Raw genomic sequence first — 21108 nt, forward strand, 5'->3', positions numbered from 1 at the left:
CGGTCCCCAAGAATGAATGGCATTTTACCATTCAAGGGTCGTTAAGGAACTGTGCCTACTGGTGTCGCGAACCGATGAAAGTTTCGAAAAGGTCCGCTTTGCAGACTCAGAGAAAAGGCATTTCGACAGTGGTGACCGGCGCGATTCAACGCGTTCTGGTCGTCGACGACAGTCGTGCACAACTCAAGATGGTGGAAACGATGGTCCGCCGCTGGGGGTATGAGGTGCTGACCGCAGAGTCCGGTCAGGACGCGCTGGATATTTGTCGGCAGCATCCACCGGACCTTGTGCTTTCGGATTGGATGATGCCGGGGATGTCCGGGCTGGAATTTTGCCGCCTCTTCCGTGAGCTCAAGAATGAGGGCTATGGATATTTCATCCTGCTCACCTCCAAGAGCGAAAAGGGCGACATTGCTGAGGGGTTGGATGCGGGGGCCGACGATTTCCTGACAAAGCCGGTCAACGCCCCCGAACTGCGGGCGCGCATCACCGCCGGCGAACGGATCGTTTCGATGGAACGGCAATTGTCGGAAAAGAACAGACAAGTGTCTGAGGCATTTGACGAATTACGTGAGATCCACACGGCCATAGACAACGACCTGCGGCAGGCCCGCACGATCCAGCAGGCGCTGGTTCCCGAACGGATGACAGAGATCCTGACCTCACGGGTCAGCCTGCTGTTGCACCCCTGCGGTCATGTCGGCGGGGACCTTGTGGGTATGTTCAAGCCGGGATTCGGACGGTTAGGGCTATACAGTATCGATGTGTCAGGCCACGGGATCACGTCGGCCATGGTGACCGCGCGTGTCGCGGGCTATCTGTCCGCCACCTTCCCAGAGCAGAATGTTGCGCTGGAACGGCGGTTCGACCGGTTTTACGCCATGCGCGAACCGGCAGAGACGGCGCGCATGCTGAACCAAAGACTGTCCGCCGATCCGGGGGTCGAGGAATATCTGACCCTTGCCTATGTTGCGGCTGACCTGTCCACCGGACGGATGCGCATGGTGCAGGCGGGCCATTCCCCGGCGCTGTTGTTGCATCCGGACGGCAGCCACGAATTTATCGGTGATGGCGGTCTGCCGATCGGGCTGGTGGATGAGGTGTCATATGATCAGCATGATTTCACCCTGCAAACCGGCGATCTATTGCTGCTCTATTCTGACGGTTTCACCGAAGCGGTGATGAAAAACGGCGACATGTTGGGGGATGACGGGCTGGTCAAGATTTTCCGCGAAAGCGCGCGGTGCGGCGCCGGGCCGGACATCCTCGAAGACATGTTCTGGCGCCTTACCTCGCAGATGGGCAACGCGGGCAAGCTGAGCGACGATGTGTCGGCGACGTTGCTGGAATTCGATGTTCTCAAAGACCGGCACGGCGCTGATTGATCCACGGCGGTGAAATTACCAGAGCGTGCAGTGGCGTTCGACAAAGGCACGGTCGCCCGGGTTTCCCAGTTCGCACATGGCCTCGCGTGGGGTGCGCCACAGCGGTGCGTGCCCTGCCTCTGTCGGGGGACCATGCGGGCGTACCGGCACGGCGATATAGATGATGCACAGCTTTTCGGCCCAGAGGTCATACTCCGGCATAAAGGTGAACCTACGGAACGCGCCCAGCCTGCGTGGCCGCGCAATCCGCCAACCGGTCTCTTCGAACACCTCGCGGTGCAGCGCCTGCAGGGCATTTTCACCCGGATCGATCCCGCCACCGGGCAATTGAACCTCGGGGTTGGGCGCGGCTTGATGGGTCAACAATAGACGGCCATCGCGCGGCAGGATCGCGTAGGCACCGCGCCGCAGGCTATACCGCCGCTCTGCCTGTGGTGGCGCGCCAAACCGTGGTGTCATGTCCGGCCCCCTTTGCGTCCCGGCCCAATGGTCCTATATGGACGCGATATGCCAGCCAAAGGCAGACAAGGAAACCCCATGAGCATCGGCAATAAAATCGCCTGGGACGACACAGTCCTGCCCTTTCAGCTTGACCGTTCGGACATGCGCGGCCGCGTGGCGCGGCTTGACGGCGTGTTGTCCGGCGTCCTGCAACAACATGATTATCCCGCCCCGGTCGAGGCACTGGTGGCCGAGATGGCGCTGCTGACCGCGCTGATCGGCCAGACCGTCAAACTGCGGTGGAAGCTGTCCCTGCAGGTCCAGACCAATGGCCCGGTGCGGATGATCGCCACCGACTATTACGGCCCCGAGGAAGAGGGCCAGCCCGCCCGCATCCGCGCCTACGCCAGTTTCGACCGCGACCGCATCACCGACGCACCGCCCTTTCAACAGCTGGGCGCGGGCTATTTCGCGATCATGATCGACCAGGGAAAGGGGATGCAGCCCTATCAGGGCATCACCCCCATCGCGGGCAACAACCTGTCGGACTGTGCGGCGGCCTATTTCGCCCAGTCCGAACAGCTACCGACCACTTTCGCGCTGTCCTACGGTCGCTCGACCGAACCGGGCACGCCCGAGCACTGGCGCGCGGGCGGCATCATGCTGCAACACATGCCCAAGGCCTCGCCCTTTGCCAAGGATGGCGGATCGGGCGAAGAGGGATTGCTGCAAGCCGGGGATCTGGTCGACGGTGAGACCGAGGAAAACTGGAACCGGGTGAACAGCCACCTTGCCACCCTTGAACAGCTGGAACTGATCGGCCCCAGCGTGCCGCCGACCGACCTGCTGGTGCGCCTGTTCCACGAGGAACAACCGCGCGTGTTTGAGATGCAGCCGGTGCGCTTTGGCTGCACCTGTTCCGAGGACCGCGTGCGCCAGAGCCTGTCGATCTATTCGGCCAAGGACATTGGCCACATGACAACGGATGAGGGTCTTGTGACCGCCGACTGCCAGTTCTGCGGCGCGCATTATGAGCTTGATCCGGCAACCGTGGGACTCAACGCCGATGGCAACGACTGACCAGATCGCGGCCCTGCGGCGCGCGCCGGATTCCACCGGCGCGCCCTCTTCGGATTTCGACCTGAACCCGGCGGTTGTCCTCCCCGAGGGCCGTAAACTGCGCCCTGCCGGGGTGCTGGCGGCGTTCAAACCGGGGCGTGACGGGTTGGACCTGATCCTGACCAAACGCTCCAGCCGGTTGAAACATCACCCCGGCCAGATCGCCTTTCCCGGCGGTAAGGTCGATCCCGGTGACGCGGATGAGACCGCCGCCGCCCTGCGCGAGGCGCATGAAGAGGTGGCGCTGGACCCCGCACAGGTTGAGGTGCTGGGAACGCTGCCGCCTCATGAGACCGTGACCGGTTTTCTGGTGACGCCTGTCATCGGACTGGTGCATGGCGATTTCACGCCGGTGCCAGAGCCGGGTGAGGTCGATGAGGTGTTCATGGTGCCCTATGCCCATGTCACTGACCCGGCGCGCTATTCGGTGCAGGGGCGGCGCTGGCGCGGTCAACGGCGGCTGTATTACACCGCTCCCTTTGGTCCCTATTACATCTGGGGCGCGACGGCGCGGATGCTGCGCGCGCTGGCCGACCGGGTCCAGCCGTGACTCGCGTAACCGGTGACTGGCTGGCCTCTCCGGCGACGCAGACCGTGATGGGGATGTTGGAGGATGCCGGCCATCTGGCCTATGCGGTGGGTGGCTGCGTGCGCAATGCGCTCTTGGGTGTGCCGGTCAGCGATGTGGACATTTCGACCGATGCCCGCCCCCCTCGGGTGATGGAACTGGCCAAGGCGGCGGGGCTCAAGGCGGTCCCCACCGGCATCGACCACGGCACAATCACCGTGGTGGCCGGGGGTGAGGGGTTTGAAGTCACCACCTTTCGCGCGGATGTGGAAACCGATGGCCGCCGCGCGGTGATCCGCTATGCCGACGATGTGCATGAGGACGCGGTGCGGCGCGATTTCACCATGAACGCGCTCTATGCCGACCGCCGTGGCACGCTGATCGACCCGCTGGACGGCCTGCCCGATCTGCAAGCGCGGCACTTTCGGTTCATCCTCGATGCCGATACCCGCATCCGTGAGGATTACCTGCGCATCCTGCGGTTCTTTCGCTTTTCCGCATGGTACGGCGACCCGCATGAGGGCATGGATCCCGACGCGCTGGCCGCCATCGCCGCCAATATTGACGGGCTGGACGTGTTGTCGCGCGAACGGGTGGGGCATGAGCTGGTCAAGCTGTTGCAAGCGCCCGATCCACTGGTTGCCGTCTCGGTGATGGAGCGGTTGGGCGTTCTGGCCCACGTCCTGCCGGGCGCGGGGATCACCGCATTGGGGCCCTATCTGATGTTTGAGTCAGCGCTGGACAGGGCACCCGATCCGATGGCCCGCATGGCGGTGCTGGGCTATTTCGACGGTGAGGCGCTGCGCCTGTCCAAGGCGCAGCAGCGGACCTTGGTGCTGTATCGCGATTTGATGGGCAGCACAGAAGGACCGGCGGAACTGGCCTATCGCCAAGGGCCAGAGGTCGCGCAGACCGTCATGGCCCTGCGCGCCGCCAGCTTTGGCAGCCCCCTGACCACGGACATGGCCGCACCAATCGCCAAAGGCGCGGAGGCAAAATTCCCGCTTAAAGCCAAGGACTTGATACCCGACTATCAGGGTTCTGCGCTGGGCGAGGCGCTGCGCCGGGCCGAAGATCACTGGATCGCCATGGAGTTTGCCCCGGACAAGGCAGACCTGCGCCGCTGGCTTGACGAGGGGTGACAGACCGATTTTTCTGCCCTAAGAACGTCCCGACTCTATCTCAACCGGGAGACATGATGGTGCGTGACAGGATTTATATCAGCTTCGGCTGAGCCGACCTGCACGCGCGGGCAGGCTTTGGCCAGACCCGTTTTACCTTAATCATTGTCTATTGGCTCCAAGGAGCGCCCCGGTATGTTCCGTTTCTTTGAAAATCTCGTCGATCCCTATGCGCCTTACCCGCAACAGGATGTCCCGCCGCAGCGGTTGTTGCCGTTCCTGATGGACTACGCCCGGCCGTTCCGGGGCATTTTTGTCTGGACGGCTATGACCTCGGTTGTCGTGGCGGCGGTGGAAATCTGGCTGCTCTGGATGATGGGCTGGGTGGTCGACATCCTGTCCGGCGACCCGACGCAGGTCTGGCAAGCCCACGGCACCGCGCTGATCGGGCTGGGTTTGTTCATCCTGTTTCTGCGTCCGTTGTTGCAGGCGCTGGATGTGCTGTTGCTCAACAATGGGGTGATGCCCAATTTTGGTACGCTGATCCGCTGGCGCGCCCACGCCCATGTGCTGCGGCAGTCGGTCGGCTGGTTCGAGAACGACTTTGCCGGGCGGATTGCCAACCGGATCATGCAGACTCCTCCCGCCGCCGGTGAGGCAGTGTTTCAGGTCTTTGACGCAATCACCTTTTCGCTGGCCTACCTGATCGGCGCGCTTGTGCTGCTGGGCGATGCCGACCCGCGGCTGATGATCCCGCTGGTGGTCTGGTTCGCGCTTTACGCGGTGTTGATGCGCTGGGTCGTGACCCGTGTTGGCCCCGCGTCCAAGGCGGCCTCTGACGCGCGCAGCAAGGTCACGGGCCGCGTGGTGGACAGCTATACCAACATCCACTCGGTCAAGATGTTCGCCCACCACTCGCAGGAACTGGACTACGCCAAAGAGGCGATCGAGGACACGCGCCAGACCTTTCAGATCGAGATGCGGCTTTATACCCTGATGGACGTGGTGCTGGTGTTCCTGAACGGTGTGCTGATCGTCGGTGTCGTCGGTTGGGCCATCGCGCTCTGGATGCAGGGCGCGGCCTCGACCGGGGCGGTGGCGGCGGCAACGGCGCTGACCCTGCGGCTGAACGCGATGACCGGCTGGATCATGTGGGCGCTGACGACGTTTTTCCGCCAGCTTGGCGTCGTGGCCGAGGGGATGGAGACGATTGCCCAGCCGATCACCCTGCTGGACGCGCCGAATGCCAAACCACTGGCGATGAAGGCCGGAGAGATCCGTCTGGAGGGTCTGACGCACCACTACGGGCGCGGGTCCGGGGGTCTCGACAACATATCGCTGACCATCGCGCCGGGCGAAAAGCTGGGCCTTGTGGGCCGGTCCGGGGCGGGCAAGTCGACCTTGGTGAAACTGCTGTTGCGGTTTTACGACGTGGAACAGGGGCGCATCCTGATTGACGGGCAGAACATATCGCAGGTCTCGCAGGACAGTCTGCGGCTGAACATCGGCATGGTGCAGCAGGATTCGGCGCTGTTGCACCGCTCGGTGCGCGACAACGTCCTGTATGGCCGTCCCGATGCGACAGAGGCAGAGATGATCGACGCCGCCAAACAGGCGCAGGCGCATGATTTCATCCTGACCCTTGCGGACCCACAGGGGCGCACCGGCTATGACGCCCATGTGGGCGAACGGGGTGTGAAACTGTCCGGTGGTCAACGCCAGCGGGTGACGCTGGCCCGTGTGATCCTCAAGAACGCGCCGATCCTGCTGCTGGATGAGGCAACCAGCGCGCTGGATTCAGAGGTCGAGGCGGCGATTCAGGACACGCTCTACGGGATGATGCAGGGTAAGACGGTGATCGCCATTGCCCACCGCCTGTCCACCATCGCCCAGATGGACCGCATTCTGGTCATGGATGAAGGCCGGATCGTCGAACAGGGCAGCCATGACGCGCTTTTGGCGCAGGGCGGCCTATATGCCAGTTTCTGGGCGCGCCAATCCGGCGGCTTTCTGGATCCTGACACGCAGGCGGCGGAGTGATGCGGACCCTGTACGAAACCTTTATCCACCGCGCCGGGAACCTGATGGACCCGGAACGTCAGGCCGACGGGATGCCGCCCGACCGGCTCTGGCCGTTTGTCCTGTGGGCCCTGCGCGGCGGCTGGTTGATCATCGGGTTGGGGGTGGCGATCTCTGTCGCTGCCGGGGTGACAGAGGTGCTGTCGATGTACCTGCTTGGCCGGGTGGTCGATGCCGTGGGCGGCCCGGTTAATCAGGGGTTTCTAACCGATCACGGTGGTCTCGTGCTGCTGGCCGTAACCCTGCTGCTGGTCGCGCGACCGCTGCTGTTTGGCGGACTGGCGCTGACGCAATCGGTGATGATCGGGCCAAATATCTTCAAGCTGGTGCTGGCGCGGCTGTACCGCTGGACCATCGGCCAGTCGGTGACGTTTTTCGATGACGATTACGCGGGCCGGATTGCGCAGAAAAAGGTGCAGGCGGCGCGCTCACTGACCGAAATTGTGATCGAGACGGTGAACGCCGTCACCTTCGGCCTTGCCACGGTGATCGGCACCGCCGTCCTGCTGGGGGCGATCCATCCGCTGATGCTGGTGCTGCTGGCGGGGTGGTTCGCGCTGTATCTGGGGTTCTTGCGGCTGATGCTGCCGCAGATCCGCGCGCGCTCCGCCGCGCGGGCAGAGGCGCAGGCCATGGTCACCGGGCAGGTTGTCGACACGATTTCCAACATCAAAACAGTCAAACTGTTCGCCGGGGACAGCCATGAGGACCGCCGCGCGCTGGGCGCAATGGAATCCCTGCGCGGCAAGGCGTTGCACTTTGGTGAGGCGACCACCGCCTTTCGCCTTGGGCTGATCTTTATTGCCGGGCTGCTGCCGGTGATCATGGTCGGCACCGCCATCGCCATGCGCAGCGCGGGCGTGTCCCCCGGTGACATCGCCGCCGTCGGCGCGGTCACCATTCGGCTGGCGCAGATGACCGGCTGGATCAGCTTTACCCTGATGGTGATCTACGGCCACATCGGTGAGGTCGAGGACGGCATGTCCACCCTCAGCGTTCCGCACGCCCTGACCGATCAGTCCGGTGCCGTGGACCTGACCGTCCCAGAGGGAGAGATTGTCTTTGACGCGGTTGAATTTGCCTATGGCGGGCGCACCGGCGGCGTGGCCGACCTGTCGCTGACCGTGAAACCGGGGGAAAAGCTGGCCATCGTCGGGGCCTCCGGTGCGGGCAAGTCGACGCTGGTGTCGCTGTTGCTACGGCTCTACGACACCGAAAGCGGGCAGGTGCGCATCGACGGCACCGATGTATCGACCGTCACACAGGCCAGCCTGCGCAAGGCCATCGGCATGGTCACGCAGGAAACCGCGATGTTCAACCGCTCGGCGCTGGACAACATCCGCTACGGCAAACCCGACGCGACAGAGGATGAGGTGATCGAGGCCGCCAAACGGGCCGAGGCACATGAGTTCATCCTGGAGTTGGGCGATTTTCGCGGCCGCACGGGGTATGAGGCCTATCTGGGCGAACGCGGGGTGAAACTGTCGGGCGGCCAGCGCCAGCGCATCGCCCTTGCCCGCGCGATCCTCAAGGACGCGCCGATACTGGTGCTGGATGAGGCAACCAGCGCGCTGGACTCAGAGGTAGAGGCCAACATTCAGGATGCCCTGTCCCGCGTGATGGAGGGCAAGACCGTGCTGGCCATCGCGCACCGCCTGTCGACCATTTCCAGCATGGACCGGATCATCGTGCTGGATCAGGGCCGCATCGCCGAACAAGGCACACATGACGACTTGCTGGCGCTGGGCGGGCTTTATGCGCGGTTCTGGGACCGTCAGTCGGGCGGGTTCCTTGGCGAAGACGCGGCGGAGGCCGCCGAATGATCCGCCGTTTCCTGCCGCAGATCGACCCGTTCCAGCCTGCCGATGGCGCGCCTCCGCAAACCCTATGGGCCTTCACGCGCTGGGCGTTGAAAGGCGCGGAACGCCCGATCCTGCTGGCCGTGCTGATCACCGCCCTGACGGGTGTGTCTGAACTGGTCGCCGCGCGCTTTACCGGCTGGGTGATCGACGGGGCAGAGGTCACGGGGCAGGGGGCTTTTTGGGGGCCATACTGGGGGTTGATCGTCTTTGGACTGGTGTTCTTCCTGCTGATCCGCCCGGTTTTGTTCGTCTTTGATGCGGGCGTGTCCGGCGTCATGTTGGGGCCGAACCTGTTCCCGATGGTGCTGCAACGGCTGAACCGTCACGTCATGGGCCATTCCATGCGGTTCTTTGAGAACGATTTTGCCGGGCGGCTCAGCCAAAAGGCGCTACAGGTCGCGCGGTCGCTGACGGATCTGGTGCTGGAGACAACCGATGTGGTGGTCTACGCGCTGGCGATGTTTGCCGGGGCCTTCGTGCTGTTGGGTGCGATCGACGCGCGCCTGCTGGGCGTCTTTGTGATCTGGGCGGTGCTCTATGCACTGGCGCTGCGCTATTTCATTCCGCGCGTGCAAAAGCTGTCCAAGGCCCGCGCCGGGTCGCGCACGGTCGTCACCGGGCAGATCGTCGACACCTTTTCCAACATCTCGACGGTCAAACTGTTCGCACGGGATGAGGACGAAGACGCCGCCACCCGCGCCGCGCTGGAGAGTTACCGCGCCCGCGCGCTGGATTTCGGCGATCTGTCGGCGATCTTCCGTATGGTGCTGATGACGCTGGGGGGCATCCTGCCCGTGGTGTCGATCCTTGGCGCGCTGTATCTATTCAGTCAGGGCACGGCGAGCGCCGGGGACATCGCCGTCACCGCCATGATCACCACCCGCCTGTCGATGTTGACCAACCGGCTTGGCCGCGTTGCGATGTCGATTTTTACCAACATCGGAGAGATGGAGGACGGCATCGGCACGCTGACCCCGGCGCATGAAATTGTCGACCGCGCGGAGGCCGTGGGGCAGGCGCAGGCCGGGGAGATCCGCTTTGACAAGGTCGGCTTTGCTTATGGCGGTGAATCGCGCGCCTTGTCTGGGTTCGACCTGACCATCGCACCGGGGGAAAAGGTGGCGCTTGTCGGGGCCTCCGGCGCGGGCAAATCCACCGCCGTTTCCCTGCTGTTGCGTCTGTACGATGTCGAATCGGGGCGCATCCTGATGGGCGGCACAGACATCCGGGATCTGACCCAACACGCGCTGCGCCGCCAGATCGCCGTGGTCCGGCAGGAAACCGCGATGTTCAACCGCTCGGCGCTGGAAAACATCCGCTACGGGCGGCCCGAGGCCAGCGACGAAGAGGTGTTCGAGGCCGCGCGCCGCGCCTCTGCGCATGAGTTCATTCTTGGTCTGAAGGATCATAGGGGCAACACCGGCTATGCCGCGCGACTGGGCGAACGCGGCGTGAAATTGTCCGGCGGTCAACGTCAGCGCATAGCGCTGGCCCGTGCGATTGTGCGCGAGGCACCGGTTCTGGTGCTGGACGAGGCGACAAGCGCGCTGGATTCCGAGGTTGAGGCAGAGATCCAAGGGGCGCTGGAACAGGTCATGATGGGCAAGACCGTGCTGGCCATCGCGCACCGCCTGTCCACCATCGCCCAGATGGACCGGATCGTGGTCATGGATCAGGGCAGGATCGTCGAAGAAGGCTCTCACGAGGCTCTGCTGGCGAAAGGCGGGCTTTACGCGCGCTACTGGGAGCGTCAGTCGGGCGGATTCATCGGCTCTGAGGCGGCGGAATAGACCGCAGCGCTGGTGCCTGCCGCAGGCGGCGGTTATTGAGTATTTTTGCCAAGAAGAAGCAGCAGGGGGTGCGCGCATGTCCGACGGCACGCAACAGGTGACGATCGAACGGCTGGGCCACCGGGGCGACGGGATCGCGCCGGGGCCGGTCTATGTGCCGGGGGCCTTGCCGGGTGAGGTGGTCGAGGGCGCGGTTTCGGGCGGCGTGATGCGCACGCCGAAGATAGTGACACCGTCGACCGACCGGGTGTCGCCGCCCTGTCGCCATGCGAAATCCTGCGGCGGATGCCAGTTGCAGCACGCCTCGGACGGGTTTGTGACGGCGTGGAAAGAGGATGTGGTGCGCCGCGCGCTGGAGGCTCAGGATCTGTCGGCGCCGATGCGCGCGGCCTTCACCTCTCCTGCGCACTCGCGCCGCCGGGCCGGCTTTTCTGCCCGGCGGACCAAGAAAGGCGCGCTGGTCGGGTTCCACCAGAAAGCCTCGGACGTGGTGGTGGCGGTGCCGGATTGCCAGCTTGTCACGCCCGCGCTGGCCGCTGCTCTGCCCATGGTCGAGCGGCTGGCCGTCGCCGGGGCCTCGCGCAAGGGTGAACTGTCGGTTCTGGTGACGGAAAGCCTGTCGGGCCTTGATGTCGCGGTGACCGGGGGTAAGCCGATTGACGATGCCCTGCGGTCTGAACTGGCGATCATTGCGCAGGCCGAAGGGTTGGCGCGGTTGGCATGGGACGACGATGTGCTGACCTTTTTGCCGCCGCACCAGCGGTTTGGCGCGGCGCTGGTCGTGCCGCCACCGGGCGCGTTCCTTCAGGCGACGGAAACCGGGCAGGCGGCGCTGTTGGCGGCGGTGCAAGAGGCGTTGGACGGGGCCAGCCATATCGCCGACCTGTTTGCCGGGTGCGGCACCTTTGCCCTGCCACTGGCGGAAAAGGCGCGCGTTCATGCCGTCGAAGGCGACAAACCCATGACCCGCGCACTGGATCAGGGCTGGCGGCAGGCGCAGGGCTTGCGCCATGTGACCCATGCGGTGCGCGACCTGTTCCGCAACCCTCTGCTGCCGGATGAGCTGACCCGCTTTGACGGCATCGTCATTGACCCGCCGCGCGCCGGGGCAGAGGCGCAGGTAGCGGAACTGGCCCGCGCGCGGGTGCCGCGCATTGCCTTTGTGTCCTGCAACCCCGTCACCTTTGCGCGCGATGCCGCGCGCTTGCAGGCGGCGGGCTATCGCCTTGACTGGGTACAGGTGGTTGACCAGTTCCGCTGGTCCACCCATGTGGAAACCGTCGCCGCATTGCATCTGGAGAAGTGACCCCATGGATTTCCGCGCCCGCGTCGGGGCCATCGTCGACGCGCCCCGCGTCCAGAACGCCATCATCGCCGTCATCATCCTGAACGCCGTCGTGCTGGGGATGGAAACATCCGAAAGCCTGATGAGTCGTTTTGGCGGTTTCATCACGGCGCTGGATAAGCTGTGCCTTGGCATCTTCATCGTCGAGATTGCCGCCAAGCTGGTCGCGCGTGGCGCGCGGTTCTTCCGCAGCGGGTGGAGCGTGTTTGACTTTGTCATCGTCGGCATCGCGCTGGTGCCGGGGGCGGGCGGGCTGTCTGTCCTGCGGTCGCTGCGTATCCTGCGGGTGCTGCGCGTGATCTCTGTCGCGCCTCGGCTACGGCGCGTGGTCGAGGGGTTCATCACCGCGCTTCCGGGCATGGGCAGCGTTTTCCTGCTGATGGCGATCATCTTTTACATCGGCAGCGTCATGGCGACCAAACTGTTCGGCGACAGCTTTCCCGACTGGTTTGGCAACCTTGGGATGTCAGCCTATTCGCTGTTCCAGATCATGACGCTGGAATCGTGGTCGATGGGGATTGTCCGCCCGGTGATGGAGGTCTACCCCTACGCTTGGATCTTTTTCGTGCCCTTCATCATGGTCACGACCTTTGCCGTGGTGAACCTACTGGTCGGCCTGATCGTGAATTCGATGCAGGATGCCCACCACGAAGAAGACAACGAACGCACCGATCTGTACCGGGATGAGGTTCTGGCCCGGCTGGAGGCGATAGAACGGCGTCTGGGCGAACAGGCGCGCGATGGCGAAAACGTGAGCTACGCAAAGCGCCCCGATTGAGGTAGAATCCCGGAAAACGAACGGGGCAGTAAAATGACGATTCTCAGGGTTCTCCTGCTGGTGACACTTGGACTATCCGCCGCGGCTTGCGGCAAGTTTCCGACCTACAGGGGGCCGGCGGTGACTCATGTCGTCGTCAACAAAAGCGAACGCCGCATGCACTTGCTCAGCAGTCAGGGCGTATTGAAAAGCTATGATGTGGGTCTGGGCTTTGCGCCCAATGGCGACAAAAAGATCGAGGGCGACGGCAAGACGCCTGAAGGCAGCTACATCATCGACCGCCGCAACCCGAACAGCCAGTTCTACCTGTCGATTGGCGTGTCCTACCCAAACAACACGGACCGGGCAGAGGCGCGGGAACTGGGCAAGAGCCCGGGCGGTGACATCTTTATTCACGGACGCCCGCGCGAGTACCGCAAAGGCGGGCGCGACTGGACGGCGGGCTGTATCGCTGTGACCAACCGGGAAATCCGTGAGGTTTATTCGATGGTAAAGAACGGCACCCCGATCACGATCAATCCGTAGAGGGTGACGGCGGGCGGTGGGGTCCACCCCCGCCCCGCTCCGATCCGGTCATGTGCCGATCCGGTCATGCCAAGTGTCGGCTGTCGGGCCGGCAGTGGGGAATGTCAGCTTGCCGCAGGCGGCGTCTGGCTCAGGACGGGACCTGCCTTGCCGGGTTCGCCCAGCACCATATCCCACCAGATCTTGCCGTTGGGTTCCTGGAACCAGGAAAAGCCCAGATCACGTGCCGACCCATCAAGGATAATGCGGCGCGTGTCCTCGCGCTCCATCCATGCGGCCAGCGTTTCAAGCTCGGTCTCATAGCTTTCCGAGATCGCCTCGCCGATGTAGCGCCCGGTATAGCCGACACGGTTCATCCGGTCGATTGGCGACGATCCGTCGGACCCGAACAGCCAAGGCCGGTTCTGCACCGACATGTCACGCGCGTGGGTGGCGGCGGCGGCGGTCAGCTTGGAGTCCAGTTCCAGTTCGGGGACACCTGCGGATTTGCGCAGAGCGTTGACCGAATCAAGCATCCGGTACTGAATCCGCCCGGTCTGGCCAGAGGAAATCCGGTAAACCTGCGGCAACGGTTTGCCGTCCGGACCCATGCGAGGCTCAGAATCAATGGGTGTCGTGGTACAAGCGGCCATGGCGGCAGCGGAAGACATGGCAAGGAAGGCGCGTCGGTTCATCTGGCTGCTCTTGATTTCTTCGTTTCCCCTGCCTTACCTAGGAACGCGTTGCCAATCAAACCCACATCGGCGTGAGAAGGCCTGTTGACAAGCGTTTGAATTGCGACTGCGGCATTCAGGCCATATTATGTCGCAACAGCAAAATCATCCCCGAGGACATTGCAGCATGACAAATTCGGCAGGAAGACCCTTTGATCGACGCGCGTTCCTGGCGGGCGGCGCGGCGTTGATCGGCACCCCTGTCCTTGCACAGGAAGGCAGCACAGAGATTGAGCGTGACGTGACAAACGTCGTGCGCCGCAACATCTCCAGCTTCCGCACGCTGGCATGGCAGGACTATTTCAGCAACCTCAACAAGGGCGCGATCCTTGTCGACATCTCGTCGCGGGCTTTGCACTACTGGCGCGAGGATGGCAGCTATTTCCTGTACCCCTCGTCGGTGCCGCTGACAGAGGACCTGACCCGGCGTGGCCGCACCCGCGTCGTGCTGAAGGATCCCAAGCCGGACTGGCGTCCGACCCCCTCGATGAAGATCCGCAACCCCGAGTGGCCGGACTATGTCGGCCCCGGTCCGGACAACCCGCTGGGCACACGCGCACTGCACCTTGGCTGGACCTATTACCGCATCCACGGCACTCACGACACACGCAAAATCGGGCGCCGGTCGTCCAACGGCTGCATCGGTCTGTACAACGAACACATCGAACAACTTTACGGAATGGCCTATGTCGGAACACAGGTGTTGCTAATTTGACGACATGGGCCCCGACGGCCAAATCGGGTCCCCAAGAAGCAATTGCAAAGCCTCTGAAATACTGCTTAGACAGAGATACGAGGTAAGTCTTGGGTGCCTGTCGTGTGTTCAATAATGACCACGATAGGCGATTACTTGGAGAAGAAACATGAAGAAAATCGCTCTCGCAGCCGTGTTCGCTGGCGCAGCAACCACCGCATTTGCCGGTTCCTATGCAAAAGACGACGTTGTCATGGAGCCCGTCGTGATCGTGGAAGAAACCAAAGAGGCATCGTCCTCCGCTGGTATCCTGATCCCGCTGCTCCTGATCGCGATCATCGCAGCTGCTGCCGCTGACTAATCGTCAACGGTTTCTAAAAATAGGAAAAAGGCGGTGCGACGGCATCGCCTTTTTTCGTTTCAGGGGCCATGTTCCGGCGCGTTTAAGCTAACGAAACCGTGAGGTTGGCCGGGTCAGGAGACCCAGCCGCCAAGGTTTTCCTCGATCACGCGGCTCAGCGCATCGACATGCGCCGCGTCATCGTTCAGGCAGGGGATATAGGTGAACCGCTCACCGCCTGCCTCTTCAAAGCTTTCCTTGATCTCTTCGTTGATCTCTTCCAGCGTCTCGATGCAGTCCGCCGAAAAGGCCGGCGCGCAGACCGCGATGTGCTTTTTGCCGTCTTCCTTGGCCAGCCGCGCGACCTCTTCCACCGTGTAGGGTTTCAGCCATTCCTCGGGGCCGAATCGACTCTGGAAGGTGGTCGCGATCTGCGATTCGTCCCACCCCAGCCGCTCACGCAGCAGGCGCGTCGTCTTCTGGCACTGGCAGTGGTACGGGTCGCCTTCCAGCAGATACCGCTTGGGCACGCCGTGGTAGGAACAGACCAGAATATCGGGCCGCGCTTCGGCTGTGGCATAGGCGCGTTCGATCGACTGGGCCAGCGCCTCGATATACATCGGGTGACTGAAATACGGATCGACGACCCGCGCGGTCGGCTGCCATTTTTCCTCCATCAGCGCGCGAAAGAACTGATCGTTCGCGGTGGCGGACGTGGCTCCGGCATATTGCGGATACAGCGGGAAAAACAGGATCTTTCGGCATCCCGCCGCGACCATCTCGCGCACTTTGGACTTGGTCGAGGGGTTGCCGTAGCGCATGCAGTAATCGACCTTGACGCTGTCGCCATACCGTTCGGCCATACGCTGGGCGATCTTGGCGGTCTGCGCCTTGGTGATCGTCAACAGCGGGCTTTCGTTCGCCTCTTCGTTCCAGATCGACTTGTAGGCTTTGCCCGATGAAAACGGCCGCTTGGTCAGGATGATCAGCTGCAACAGCGGCTGCCATTTCCAACGCGGGTAGTCGATGACACGCTGGTCCGACAGGAATTCGTTCAGGTACCGGCGCATCGACCAGTAATCGGTGTCGTCTGGCGTCCCGAGATTGGCCAGCAGCACACCCACACGCTCACCCGGCAGTTTGGGGTGGTCGCTGGGCGCGTGATCGGGGCGGGTGGCGGTTCCTGTGGCGTCGAGCATGGCTATGGTCCTGTCGTCAGGCGTTTTGCTGTACATATCTCTGGTCCAAGATACGTCAATCGTTCAGGGGCGTTTCCGAGGTGCCCAAGGCATCGGACAGGCGTTGTGCCGCAGACCCGGGGCGCAATGGCTGCGGCTGCGAGGCATCAGGGGCCCATCCGGTCAGCGTGATGATCTCGAACGTGGCAGGCACGCGGCCATCCTCTGACCCAAAGGCCTGCGCATAAATCTCAGCGGCGCGCAGCAGCACGGCGCGGCGCGTTGGGCGACGCAGACGGGCGGCAAGGGCGTTGCCTTCGCCCATGGCGCGCAGCTCGCGCATCAGGTGCAGCGGCGAGGCATAGCTGGCGGTCAGCGGATCGGAATCGGCCACCGGCAGAGCGAATCCCGCCCGTTGCAGCAGCGCGCCCAGATCGCGGATCTCTCCCATCGGGGCCACGCGCGGCGACAGACCGCCGGTGAGTTCCGTTTCCGCCTGCCCCAGCGCGGCGCGCAACTGGTGCAGGGTCTGCCCGCCAAGCGTCAGCACAAGGCACAGCCCGTCGGGCCGCAGCGCGCGGCGGCACTGGATCATCTGGCCCACCGGATCATCCGCCCAATGCAGGCACAGCCCGTGGATCACCAGATCACAAGATGCCTCTTCAAGATCCAGCACCTCATCGTCGGCGAGAAAGCGGGCCTCCGGAAAGGCAGACCGCCAGACCTGCGGAAACGGCGTTACGATCGCCACGTCCGTAAACGCCCTGTTAACCATTTCCAGCCGATCCTCGGCGTCGTCGCGCGCGGTCTCATGCAGAAACAGCGCGTCGTCGCGCGCGCGGGCGCGGTGCAAATTCAGGGCGTGCCGGTCGGTGAGGCGCGGGGGAGTGGGCATAAGATGGCTCATAGGCTGTGGTCGGCGGGGATGCAAACGCTGGTGCAGATGGTCTACCCGCCGCGCTGTCTGGCCTGTGGCGGGCTGGTCGAATCGGACTTTGGCCTCTGTGGCACCTGCTGGCGGGATACGCCTTTTGTGTCCGGGCTGTCCTGCGATCTTTGCGGCGTGCCGCTGCCGGGTCAATCCGATCATGCGGAACATTGTGACGATTGCCTGCACATTGCCCGCCCGTGGGTGCAGGGGCGGGCAGCGCTGGTATACCGCGACCGCGGGCGACGGTTGGTGCTGGGGCTAAAGCACGGTGACCGGCATGACATCGCGCGCCCGGCGGCGAAATGGATGGCGCGGGTGTCGCGCGGCCTGTTGCGCGACAATAGTCTGGCGGTGCCGGTGCCGCTGCACGTCAACCGCCACCTGCGCCGCCGGTACAATCAGGCGGCCTTGCTGACACAGGCGCTGGCGGCGGAACTGGGCTGTGACTGGTGCCCCGATGCGCTGCACCGGGTGCGGGCCACCCAACCGCTAGAGGGAAAGGGCCGTGAGGAACGCTTTGCCGCGCTTCAGGGCCAGATACAGGTGCCAGACTGGCGTGTGCCTCTGATCAGGGGGCGGCCAGTGCTGATCGTCGATGATGTCATGACCAGCGGCGCGACACTTGCAGCGGCGTCCGAGGCGTGCCTTGCGGCTGGTGCAACAGAGGTTTGTGTCAGCGTGCTGGCGCGGGCGGCCAAAGACGCTTAAGTCCTCTCGGTAACGCACGAACAACCCGGAGGACCGATATGCAACCGGTCGAAATGTATTTCTCGCCGCTCTGCGGCTTTTGCCACGCGGCCAAGCGGCTGCTGGACAGCAAAGGCGTCGACTACACCGCCATCAACGTTCTGGAAGACCCCAAGCGCAAGCCAGAGATGATGCAACGCGCCAATGGCCGCCACACCGTCCCGCAGATCTTCATCGGCCAGACCCATGTCGGCGGCTATGACGATCTGGCGGCGCTGGAGCGGCAGGGCAAGCTGGACGCACTGTTGGCGGCCTGATGCGGGCCGCGCTGATCCAGATGACCTCGTCGGACGATCCGGCAGAGAACCTTGGCACGATGCAGGACATGCTGCACCGGGCCAAGGATGACGGCGCGCAGATCGCGCTGACGCCCGAAGTCTGCAACTGCGTCTCGATGAACCGCGCGCACCAGACGGCGGTGCTGCGGCCTGAGGGCGATGACCCGGTGCTGGCCGGGTTGCGCGCCACGGCGGCAAAGCTGAACCTCTGGCTGCTGGCCGGATCGCTGGCGCTCAAGGCCGACCCGCCAGAGACGCGCTTTGTGAACCGGTCTTTCCTGATCGGACCCGATGGCGGGATCGCCGCGCGCTATGACAAGTTGCACATGTTCGACGTGCAGGTGTCAGAGACGGAAACCTACCGCGAATCCTCTGGCTATGCACCGGGGGAGCGCGCGGTTCTGGCCCGGACGCCGCTGGCCACCTTGGGCCTGACCGTATGCTACGACGTCCGCTTTGCCTATCTCTACCGCGCGCTGGCGCAGGCGGGGGCGCAGGTCTTGACCGTCCCGGCGGCCTTTTCGCCCGGCACCGGTCCCGCGCATTGGCAACCGCTGCTACAGGCCCGCGCGATAGAAACGGGCTGCTACGTGTTGGCCCCGGCACAGACCGGCACCCACGCGGCCCAATCGGGCCGCGCGCGCAAGACATATGGGCACAGCATGGTGATCTCTCCTTGGGGAGAGGTGCTGCTGGACGCAGGGACGGACGTGGGCGTGTTCTGCGTAGATCTTGACCTCGGCGCCGTGGCCGAGGCACGGGCCAAGGTGCCCGCCCTGACCCATGACCGCGCCTTTACCGGACCAGACACATGAGCGAGGCCAGTGCCCTTGCCATCTCGCTGTTCAGCGAGCTTTTGACAGCGGACCAACTGCTGCGCGCCCGGCTGACGAAGGTGCTGCCAAATCGCATGGAAATCTCGCATTTCTCGGTGCTCAACCATCTGGCGCGCGGCGGCGAGCGCACCCCCGCACAACTGGCCCGCGCCTTTCATGTCACCCGCGGCGCGATGACCAACACGCTGTCGAAACTGGAAATCTCCGGATACGTCCACATCCGCCCGGATTGGGACGACGCGCGCAAGAAACTGGTGTCGATCTCTCCCGCCGGCCAATCGGCGCGTGAGGCGGCGTTGAACGCGATCATGCCGCTGATAGATGAGATGATGGGCGATCTGGGAGAAGACCGCGTGCGCGCGGCCCTGCCGGTGTTGCGCGAGTTGCGGCTGCGGCTGGAAGAATAGGGGGCGCTGCCCCCTCGGCCTGCGGCCTCACCCCCGGGATATTTCAGGACAGAAGAAACACCCAAGCGCGACACCCGGTTTCTTCTGTCTGAAAATATCCCCGGGGGTGTCGACCGAAGGGAGACGGGGGCGGGAGCCCCTCCTTTTCCTAGGTGGGTTTCAGCGACGCGGTCACGTAGTTCACACTCAGGTCGCGGTCAGACAGGCTCCACCCCCATGTGATCGGGTTAAAGACAAAGCCCTTGCGGTCCACCGGTTCCAGCCCGGCGCGACGCATCAGGTCATACAGTTCATCCGGGGTGATGAACTTGGACCATTCATGCGTGCCCTTGGGCAGCCAGCGCATGACGTATTCCGCGCCCACAATTGCCATGGCAAAGCTTTTGGGATTGCGGTTGATGGTGGAGCAGATGTGCAGCCCGCCGGGCCTGAGCAACTGCTGGCAGGCGGTCAGATAGGCCAGCGGGTCGGATACGTGTTCGACCACCTCCATGTTCAGAACCGCATCGAACTGCTCACCCGCCGCTGCCATGTCCTCGGCGGTGGTGAACCGATAGTCGATCTCCAGCCCCGACTGCGCCGCGTGGGTCTGCGCCACGGGAATGTTGCGCTCGGCGGCATCGACGCCCACCACCGTGGCCCCCAGACGCGCCATGGGTTCGGACAACAACCCGCCACCGCAGCCGATATCCAGAATGCGCAGCCCGTCAAAGGCGCGGGGCGTATTCAGGTCGCGGTCAAACTCTTCGGCAATCTGGCTGGTGATATAATCCAGCCGGCAAGGGTTGAGCATGTGCAGGGGCTTGAATTTCCCATTCGGATCCCACCACTCTGCGGCCATGGCTTCAAACTTGGCGATCTCGGATGCATCGACGGTGGTTGTCATGAATTTCCTCATGGTCTTTTGGCCTTTGAGGGCAATATAGGTAGGGCATGGACAAAATCCCGGGCCAAAAGCGCGCAGTGCAGTATCTCTATCCTGCGGTCGATCCTTATGATCAACGCATGCTGGATATGGGGGACGGCCACTCGATCTATGTCGAACAGTGCGGCAATCCCGATGGGATTCCGGTGATCGTGCTGCACGGCGGGCCGGGGGGCGGGTGCAGTCCGGCGATGCGGCGCTATTTCGATCCGCGCCATTACCGGGTTGTGCTGTTCGATCAACGTGGCTGCGGCCGGTCGCGCCCTCACGCCAGTGTCATCAACAACACCACATGGGATCTGGTCGCCGATATCGAACGGATTCGCGCGATGCTGGACGTGGACAAGGCGGTGATCTTTGGCGGCAGCTGGGGGGCGACGCTGTCGCTGATCTACGCGATCACCCACCCAGAGGCGGTTCTGCATCTGGTGCTGCGCGGCGTCTTCATGATGACGCAGGCCGAACTGACGTGGTTTTACGGCGGCGGCGCGGGGCAATTCTGGCCCGAGCCCTGGGCGCGGTTCATCGACATGGTGCCCGAAGAGGAACATGACGACCTGATCGGCGCCTATCACAAACGCCTGTTCAGTGGCGATCTGCCGACAGAGACCCGCTTTGCGCAGGCATGGTCGGCGTGGGAAAACGCGCTGGCCTCTGTCTATTCGAACGGGCAGGGCGGCGTGGCGCCGGGGGACTATGCGCGCGCCTTTGCCCGGTTGGAGAACCACTATTTCATCAACGCCGGGTTTCTTGAGGAAGACGGCTGGATTCTGAACAACATCGACCGGCTGCGCGATGTGCCGGGGGTGATCGTTCAGGGGCGCTATGACATGATCTGCCCGCCGCGCCGCGCCTGGGAACTGGCCGAGGCATGGCCCGGGGCGGACCTGCGCATGATCCGCAACGCCGGTCATGCCTTGTCAGAGCCGGGGATCAGCGCAGAACTGGTGCGGGTGATGGACGATCTTGCGCTGGCCAGAGACTGATCGCGGGTCACGCGCGGGGTTTACACGCGCAAATCAGACGCTAACGTGACTGTAATGAAA

General features: G+C 63.5%; 22 protein-coding genes. 17 read left to right on the top strand and 5 right to left on the bottom strand.

Annotated features, from left to right (window positions below; all coding sequences use genetic code 11):
• Nucleotides 1-98 precede the first annotated feature (98 nt).
• Nucleotides 99-1385: a PP2C family protein-serine/threonine phosphatase gene (locus tag VOI21_RS03745; protein WP_323767826.1), complete on the top strand. Its 1287-nt coding sequence runs from the start codon at nt 99-101 to the stop codon at nt 1383-1385.
• 15 nt (nt 1386-1400) lie between these two features.
• Here the strand turns inward: VOI21_RS03745 and VOI21_RS03750 are convergent, their stop codons facing one another.
• Complete coding sequence (locus VOI21_RS03750; RefSeq protein WP_323767828.1) at nt 1401-1844, bottom strand: NUDIX hydrolase; 444 nt, start codon at nt 1842-1844, stop codon at nt 1401-1403.
• 78 nt (nt 1845-1922) lie between these two features.
• Here VOI21_RS03750 and VOI21_RS03755 point away from each other — a divergent pair, with 78 nt between their 5' ends.
• From VOI21_RS03755 to VOI21_RS03795, 9 genes are all read left to right on the top strand, one after another.
• On the top strand, nt 1923-2906 hold the full coding sequence (locus VOI21_RS03755; protein ID WP_323767829.1) for an Hsp33 family molecular chaperone HslO: 984 nt from the start codon (nt 1923-1925) through the stop codon (nt 2904-2906).
• On the top strand, nt 2893-3495 hold the full coding sequence (locus tag VOI21_RS03760; RefSeq protein WP_323767831.1) for a CoA pyrophosphatase: 603 nt from the start codon (nt 2893-2895) through the stop codon (nt 3493-3495). The genes VOI21_RS03755 and VOI21_RS03760 overlap by 14 nt, the downstream gene beginning before the upstream one ends.
• Entirely contained in the window at nt 3492-4655 is a 1164-nt protein-coding gene (locus VOI21_RS03765; RefSeq protein WP_323767833.1) for a CCA tRNA nucleotidyltransferase, read from the top strand. Before VOI21_RS03760 ends, VOI21_RS03765 begins: the two co-directional genes overlap by 4 nt.
• Before the next feature lie 174 nt (nt 4656-4829).
• Nucleotides 4830-6674 (top strand): ABC transporter ATP-binding protein, encoded by a 1845-nt coding sequence (locus tag VOI21_RS03770; protein ID WP_323767835.1) that lies wholly within the window; start codon nt 4830-4832, stop codon nt 6672-6674.
• The gene (locus VOI21_RS03775) at nt 6674-8536 is read left to right on the top strand and encodes an ABC transporter ATP-binding protein (RefSeq protein WP_323767837.1); all 1863 of its coding nucleotides are present in this window, start codon (nt 6674-6676) and stop codon (nt 8534-8536) included. Before VOI21_RS03770 ends, VOI21_RS03775 begins: the two co-directional genes overlap by 1 nt.
• Nucleotides 8533-10365, top strand: coding sequence for an ABC transporter ATP-binding protein (locus VOI21_RS03780; protein WP_323767839.1), 1833 nt, complete (start codon nt 8533-8535; stop codon nt 10363-10365). The genes VOI21_RS03775 and VOI21_RS03780 overlap by 4 nt, the downstream gene beginning before the upstream one ends.
• Before the next feature lie 76 nt (nt 10366-10441).
• Nucleotides 10442-11671 (top strand): class I SAM-dependent RNA methyltransferase, encoded by a 1230-nt coding sequence (locus VOI21_RS03785; RefSeq protein WP_323767841.1) that lies wholly within the window; start codon nt 10442-10444, stop codon nt 11669-11671.
• Nucleotides 11672-11675: 4 nt separating this feature from the next.
• Complete coding sequence (locus VOI21_RS03790) at nt 11676-12488, top strand: ion transporter (protein WP_323767842.1); 813 nt, start codon at nt 11676-11678, stop codon at nt 12486-12488.
• Between the two features lie 33 nt (nt 12489-12521).
• Nucleotides 12522-13013 carry a L,D-transpeptidase family protein gene (locus VOI21_RS03795; RefSeq protein WP_323767845.1) on the top strand — a complete coding sequence of 164 codons (492 nt, stop codon included), beginning with the start codon at nt 12522-12524 and terminating at the stop codon, nt 13011-13013.
• Between the two features lie 104 nt (nt 13014-13117).
• Here the strand turns inward: VOI21_RS03795 and VOI21_RS03800 are convergent, their stop codons facing one another.
• On the bottom strand, nt 13118-13687 hold the full coding sequence (locus VOI21_RS03800) for a CAP domain-containing protein (RefSeq protein WP_323767847.1): 570 nt from the start codon (nt 13685-13687) through the stop codon (nt 13118-13120).
• Between the two features lie 166 nt (nt 13688-13853).
• On the opposite strand from VOI21_RS03800, the gene VOI21_RS03805 reads away from it, so the two are divergent.
• A complete protein-coding gene (locus tag VOI21_RS03805; protein ID WP_323767849.1) occupies nt 13854-14441 on the top strand; it encodes a L,D-transpeptidase in 588 nt (195 codons plus the stop codon).
• 148 nt (nt 14442-14589) lie between these two features.
• Nucleotides 14590-14781: a ferrochelatase gene (locus VOI21_RS03810; protein ID WP_089276425.1), complete on the top strand. Its 192-nt coding sequence runs from the start codon at nt 14590-14592 to the stop codon at nt 14779-14781.
• Between the two features lie 113 nt (nt 14782-14894).
• On the opposite strand, the gene hemH is transcribed toward VOI21_RS03810, so the two are convergent.
• Nucleotides 14895-15959 (bottom strand): ferrochelatase, encoded by a 1065-nt coding sequence (gene hemH, locus VOI21_RS03815; protein WP_323767850.1) that lies wholly within the window; start codon nt 15957-15959, stop codon nt 14895-14897.
• Nucleotides 15960-16014: 55 nt separating this feature from the next.
• Nucleotides 16015-16833 (bottom strand): methyltransferase domain-containing protein, encoded by an 819-nt coding sequence (locus tag VOI21_RS03820; RefSeq protein WP_323767851.1) that lies wholly within the window; start codon nt 16831-16833, stop codon nt 16015-16017.
• A gap of 3 nt (nt 16834-16836) precedes the next feature.
• Between VOI21_RS03820 and VOI21_RS03825 the strand changes: the two genes are divergently transcribed.
• The 4 genes from VOI21_RS03825 to VOI21_RS03840 are packed head-to-tail and all read left to right on the top strand — an operon-like array spanning nt 16837 to nt 19137.
• Nucleotides 16837-17577 carry a ComF family protein gene (locus tag VOI21_RS03825; protein ID WP_323767852.1) on the top strand — a complete coding sequence of 247 codons (741 nt, stop codon included), beginning with the start codon at nt 16837-16839 and terminating at the stop codon, nt 17575-17577.
• A gap of 38 nt (nt 17578-17615) precedes the next feature.
• Nucleotides 17616-17873 (top strand): glutaredoxin 3, encoded by a 258-nt coding sequence (gene grxC, locus VOI21_RS03830; RefSeq protein WP_323767854.1) that lies wholly within the window; start codon nt 17616-17618, stop codon nt 17871-17873.
• Nucleotides 17873-18709, top strand: coding sequence for a carbon-nitrogen hydrolase family protein (locus VOI21_RS03835; protein ID WP_323767856.1), 837 nt, complete (start codon nt 17873-17875; stop codon nt 18707-18709). The genes grxC and VOI21_RS03835 overlap by 1 nt, the downstream gene beginning before the upstream one ends.
• Nucleotides 18706-19137 carry a MarR family winged helix-turn-helix transcriptional regulator gene (locus VOI21_RS03840; protein WP_323767858.1) on the top strand — a complete coding sequence of 144 codons (432 nt, stop codon included), beginning with the start codon at nt 18706-18708 and terminating at the stop codon, nt 19135-19137. Before VOI21_RS03835 ends, VOI21_RS03840 begins: the two co-directional genes overlap by 4 nt.
• A 148-nt stretch (nt 19138-19285) precedes the next feature.
• On the opposite strand, the gene ubiG is transcribed toward VOI21_RS03840, so the two are convergent.
• Nucleotides 19286-20023, bottom strand: coding sequence for a bifunctional 2-polyprenyl-6-hydroxyphenol methylase/3-demethylubiquinol 3-O-methyltransferase UbiG (ubiG, locus tag VOI21_RS03845; protein ID WP_323767861.1), 738 nt, complete (start codon nt 20021-20023; stop codon nt 19286-19288).
• A gap of 47 nt (nt 20024-20070) precedes the next feature.
• Here ubiG and pip point away from each other — a divergent pair, with 47 nt between their 5' ends.
• Nucleotides 20071-21048: a prolyl aminopeptidase gene (gene pip / locus VOI21_RS03850; RefSeq protein ID WP_323767863.1), complete on the top strand. Its 978-nt coding sequence runs from the start codon at nt 20071-20073 to the stop codon at nt 21046-21048.
• Nucleotides 21049-21108 lie beyond the last annotated feature (60 nt).

This window comes from Antarctobacter sp., assembly GCF_034670325.1.
Taxonomy (GTDB): Bacteria; Pseudomonadota; Alphaproteobacteria; order Rhodobacterales; family Rhodobacteraceae; genus Antarctobacter.

Coding starts and splice junctions, on each gene's coding strand:
- VOI21_RS03750 (WP_323767828.1), bottom strand. CDS start 1,844: ATGACACCACGGTTTGGCGCGCCACCACAGGCAGAGCGGCGGTATAGC.
- VOI21_RS03755 (WP_323767829.1), top strand. CDS start 1,923: ATGAGCATCGGCAATAAAATCGCCTGGGACGACACAGTCCTGCCCTTT.
- VOI21_RS03760 (WP_323767831.1), top strand. CDS start 2,893: ATGGCAACGACTGACCAGATCGCGGCCCTGCGGCGCGCGCCGGATTCC.
- VOI21_RS03770 (WP_323767835.1), top strand. CDS start 4,830: ATGTTCCGTTTCTTTGAAAATCTCGTCGATCCCTATGCGCCTTACCCG.
- VOI21_RS03775 (WP_323767837.1), top strand. CDS start 6,674: ATGCGGACCCTGTACGAAACCTTTATCCACCGCGCCGGGAACCTGATG.
- VOI21_RS03780 (WP_323767839.1), top strand. CDS start 8,533: ATGATCCGCCGTTTCCTGCCGCAGATCGACCCGTTCCAGCCTGCCGAT.
- VOI21_RS03785 (WP_323767841.1), top strand. CDS start 10,442: ATGTCCGACGGCACGCAACAGGTGACGATCGAACGGCTGGGCCACCGG.
- VOI21_RS03790 (WP_323767842.1), top strand. CDS start 11,676: ATGGATTTCCGCGCCCGCGTCGGGGCCATCGTCGACGCGCCCCGCGTC.
- VOI21_RS03795 (WP_323767845.1), top strand. CDS start 12,522: ATGACGATTCTCAGGGTTCTCCTGCTGGTGACACTTGGACTATCCGCC.
- VOI21_RS03800 (WP_323767847.1), bottom strand. CDS start 13,687: ATGAACCGACGCGCCTTCCTTGCCATGTCTTCCGCTGCCGCCATGGCC.
- VOI21_RS03805 (WP_323767849.1), top strand. CDS start 13,854: ATGACAAATTCGGCAGGAAGACCCTTTGATCGACGCGCGTTCCTGGCG.
- VOI21_RS03810 (WP_089276425.1), top strand. CDS start 14,590: ATGAAGAAAATCGCTCTCGCAGCCGTGTTCGCTGGCGCAGCAACCACC.
- hemH (WP_323767850.1), bottom strand. CDS start 15,959: ATGCTCGACGCCACAGGAACCGCCACCCGCCCCGATCACGCGCCCAGC.
- VOI21_RS03820 (WP_323767851.1), bottom strand. CDS start 16,833: ATGCCCACTCCCCCGCGCCTCACCGACCGGCACGCCCTGAATTTGCAC.
- VOI21_RS03825 (WP_323767852.1), top strand. CDS start 16,837: ATGGCTCATAGGCTGTGGTCGGCGGGGATGCAAACGCTGGTGCAGATG.
- grxC (WP_323767854.1), top strand. CDS start 17,616: ATGCAACCGGTCGAAATGTATTTCTCGCCGCTCTGCGGCTTTTGCCAC.
- VOI21_RS03835 (WP_323767856.1), top strand. CDS start 17,873: ATGCGGGCCGCGCTGATCCAGATGACCTCGTCGGACGATCCGGCAGAG.
- VOI21_RS03840 (WP_323767858.1), top strand. CDS start 18,706: ATGAGCGAGGCCAGTGCCCTTGCCATCTCGCTGTTCAGCGAGCTTTTG.
- ubiG (WP_323767861.1), bottom strand. CDS start 20,023: ATGACAACCACCGTCGATGCATCCGAGATCGCCAAGTTTGAAGCCATG.
- pip (WP_323767863.1), top strand. CDS start 20,071: ATGGACAAAATCCCGGGCCAAAAGCGCGCAGTGCAGTATCTCTATCCT.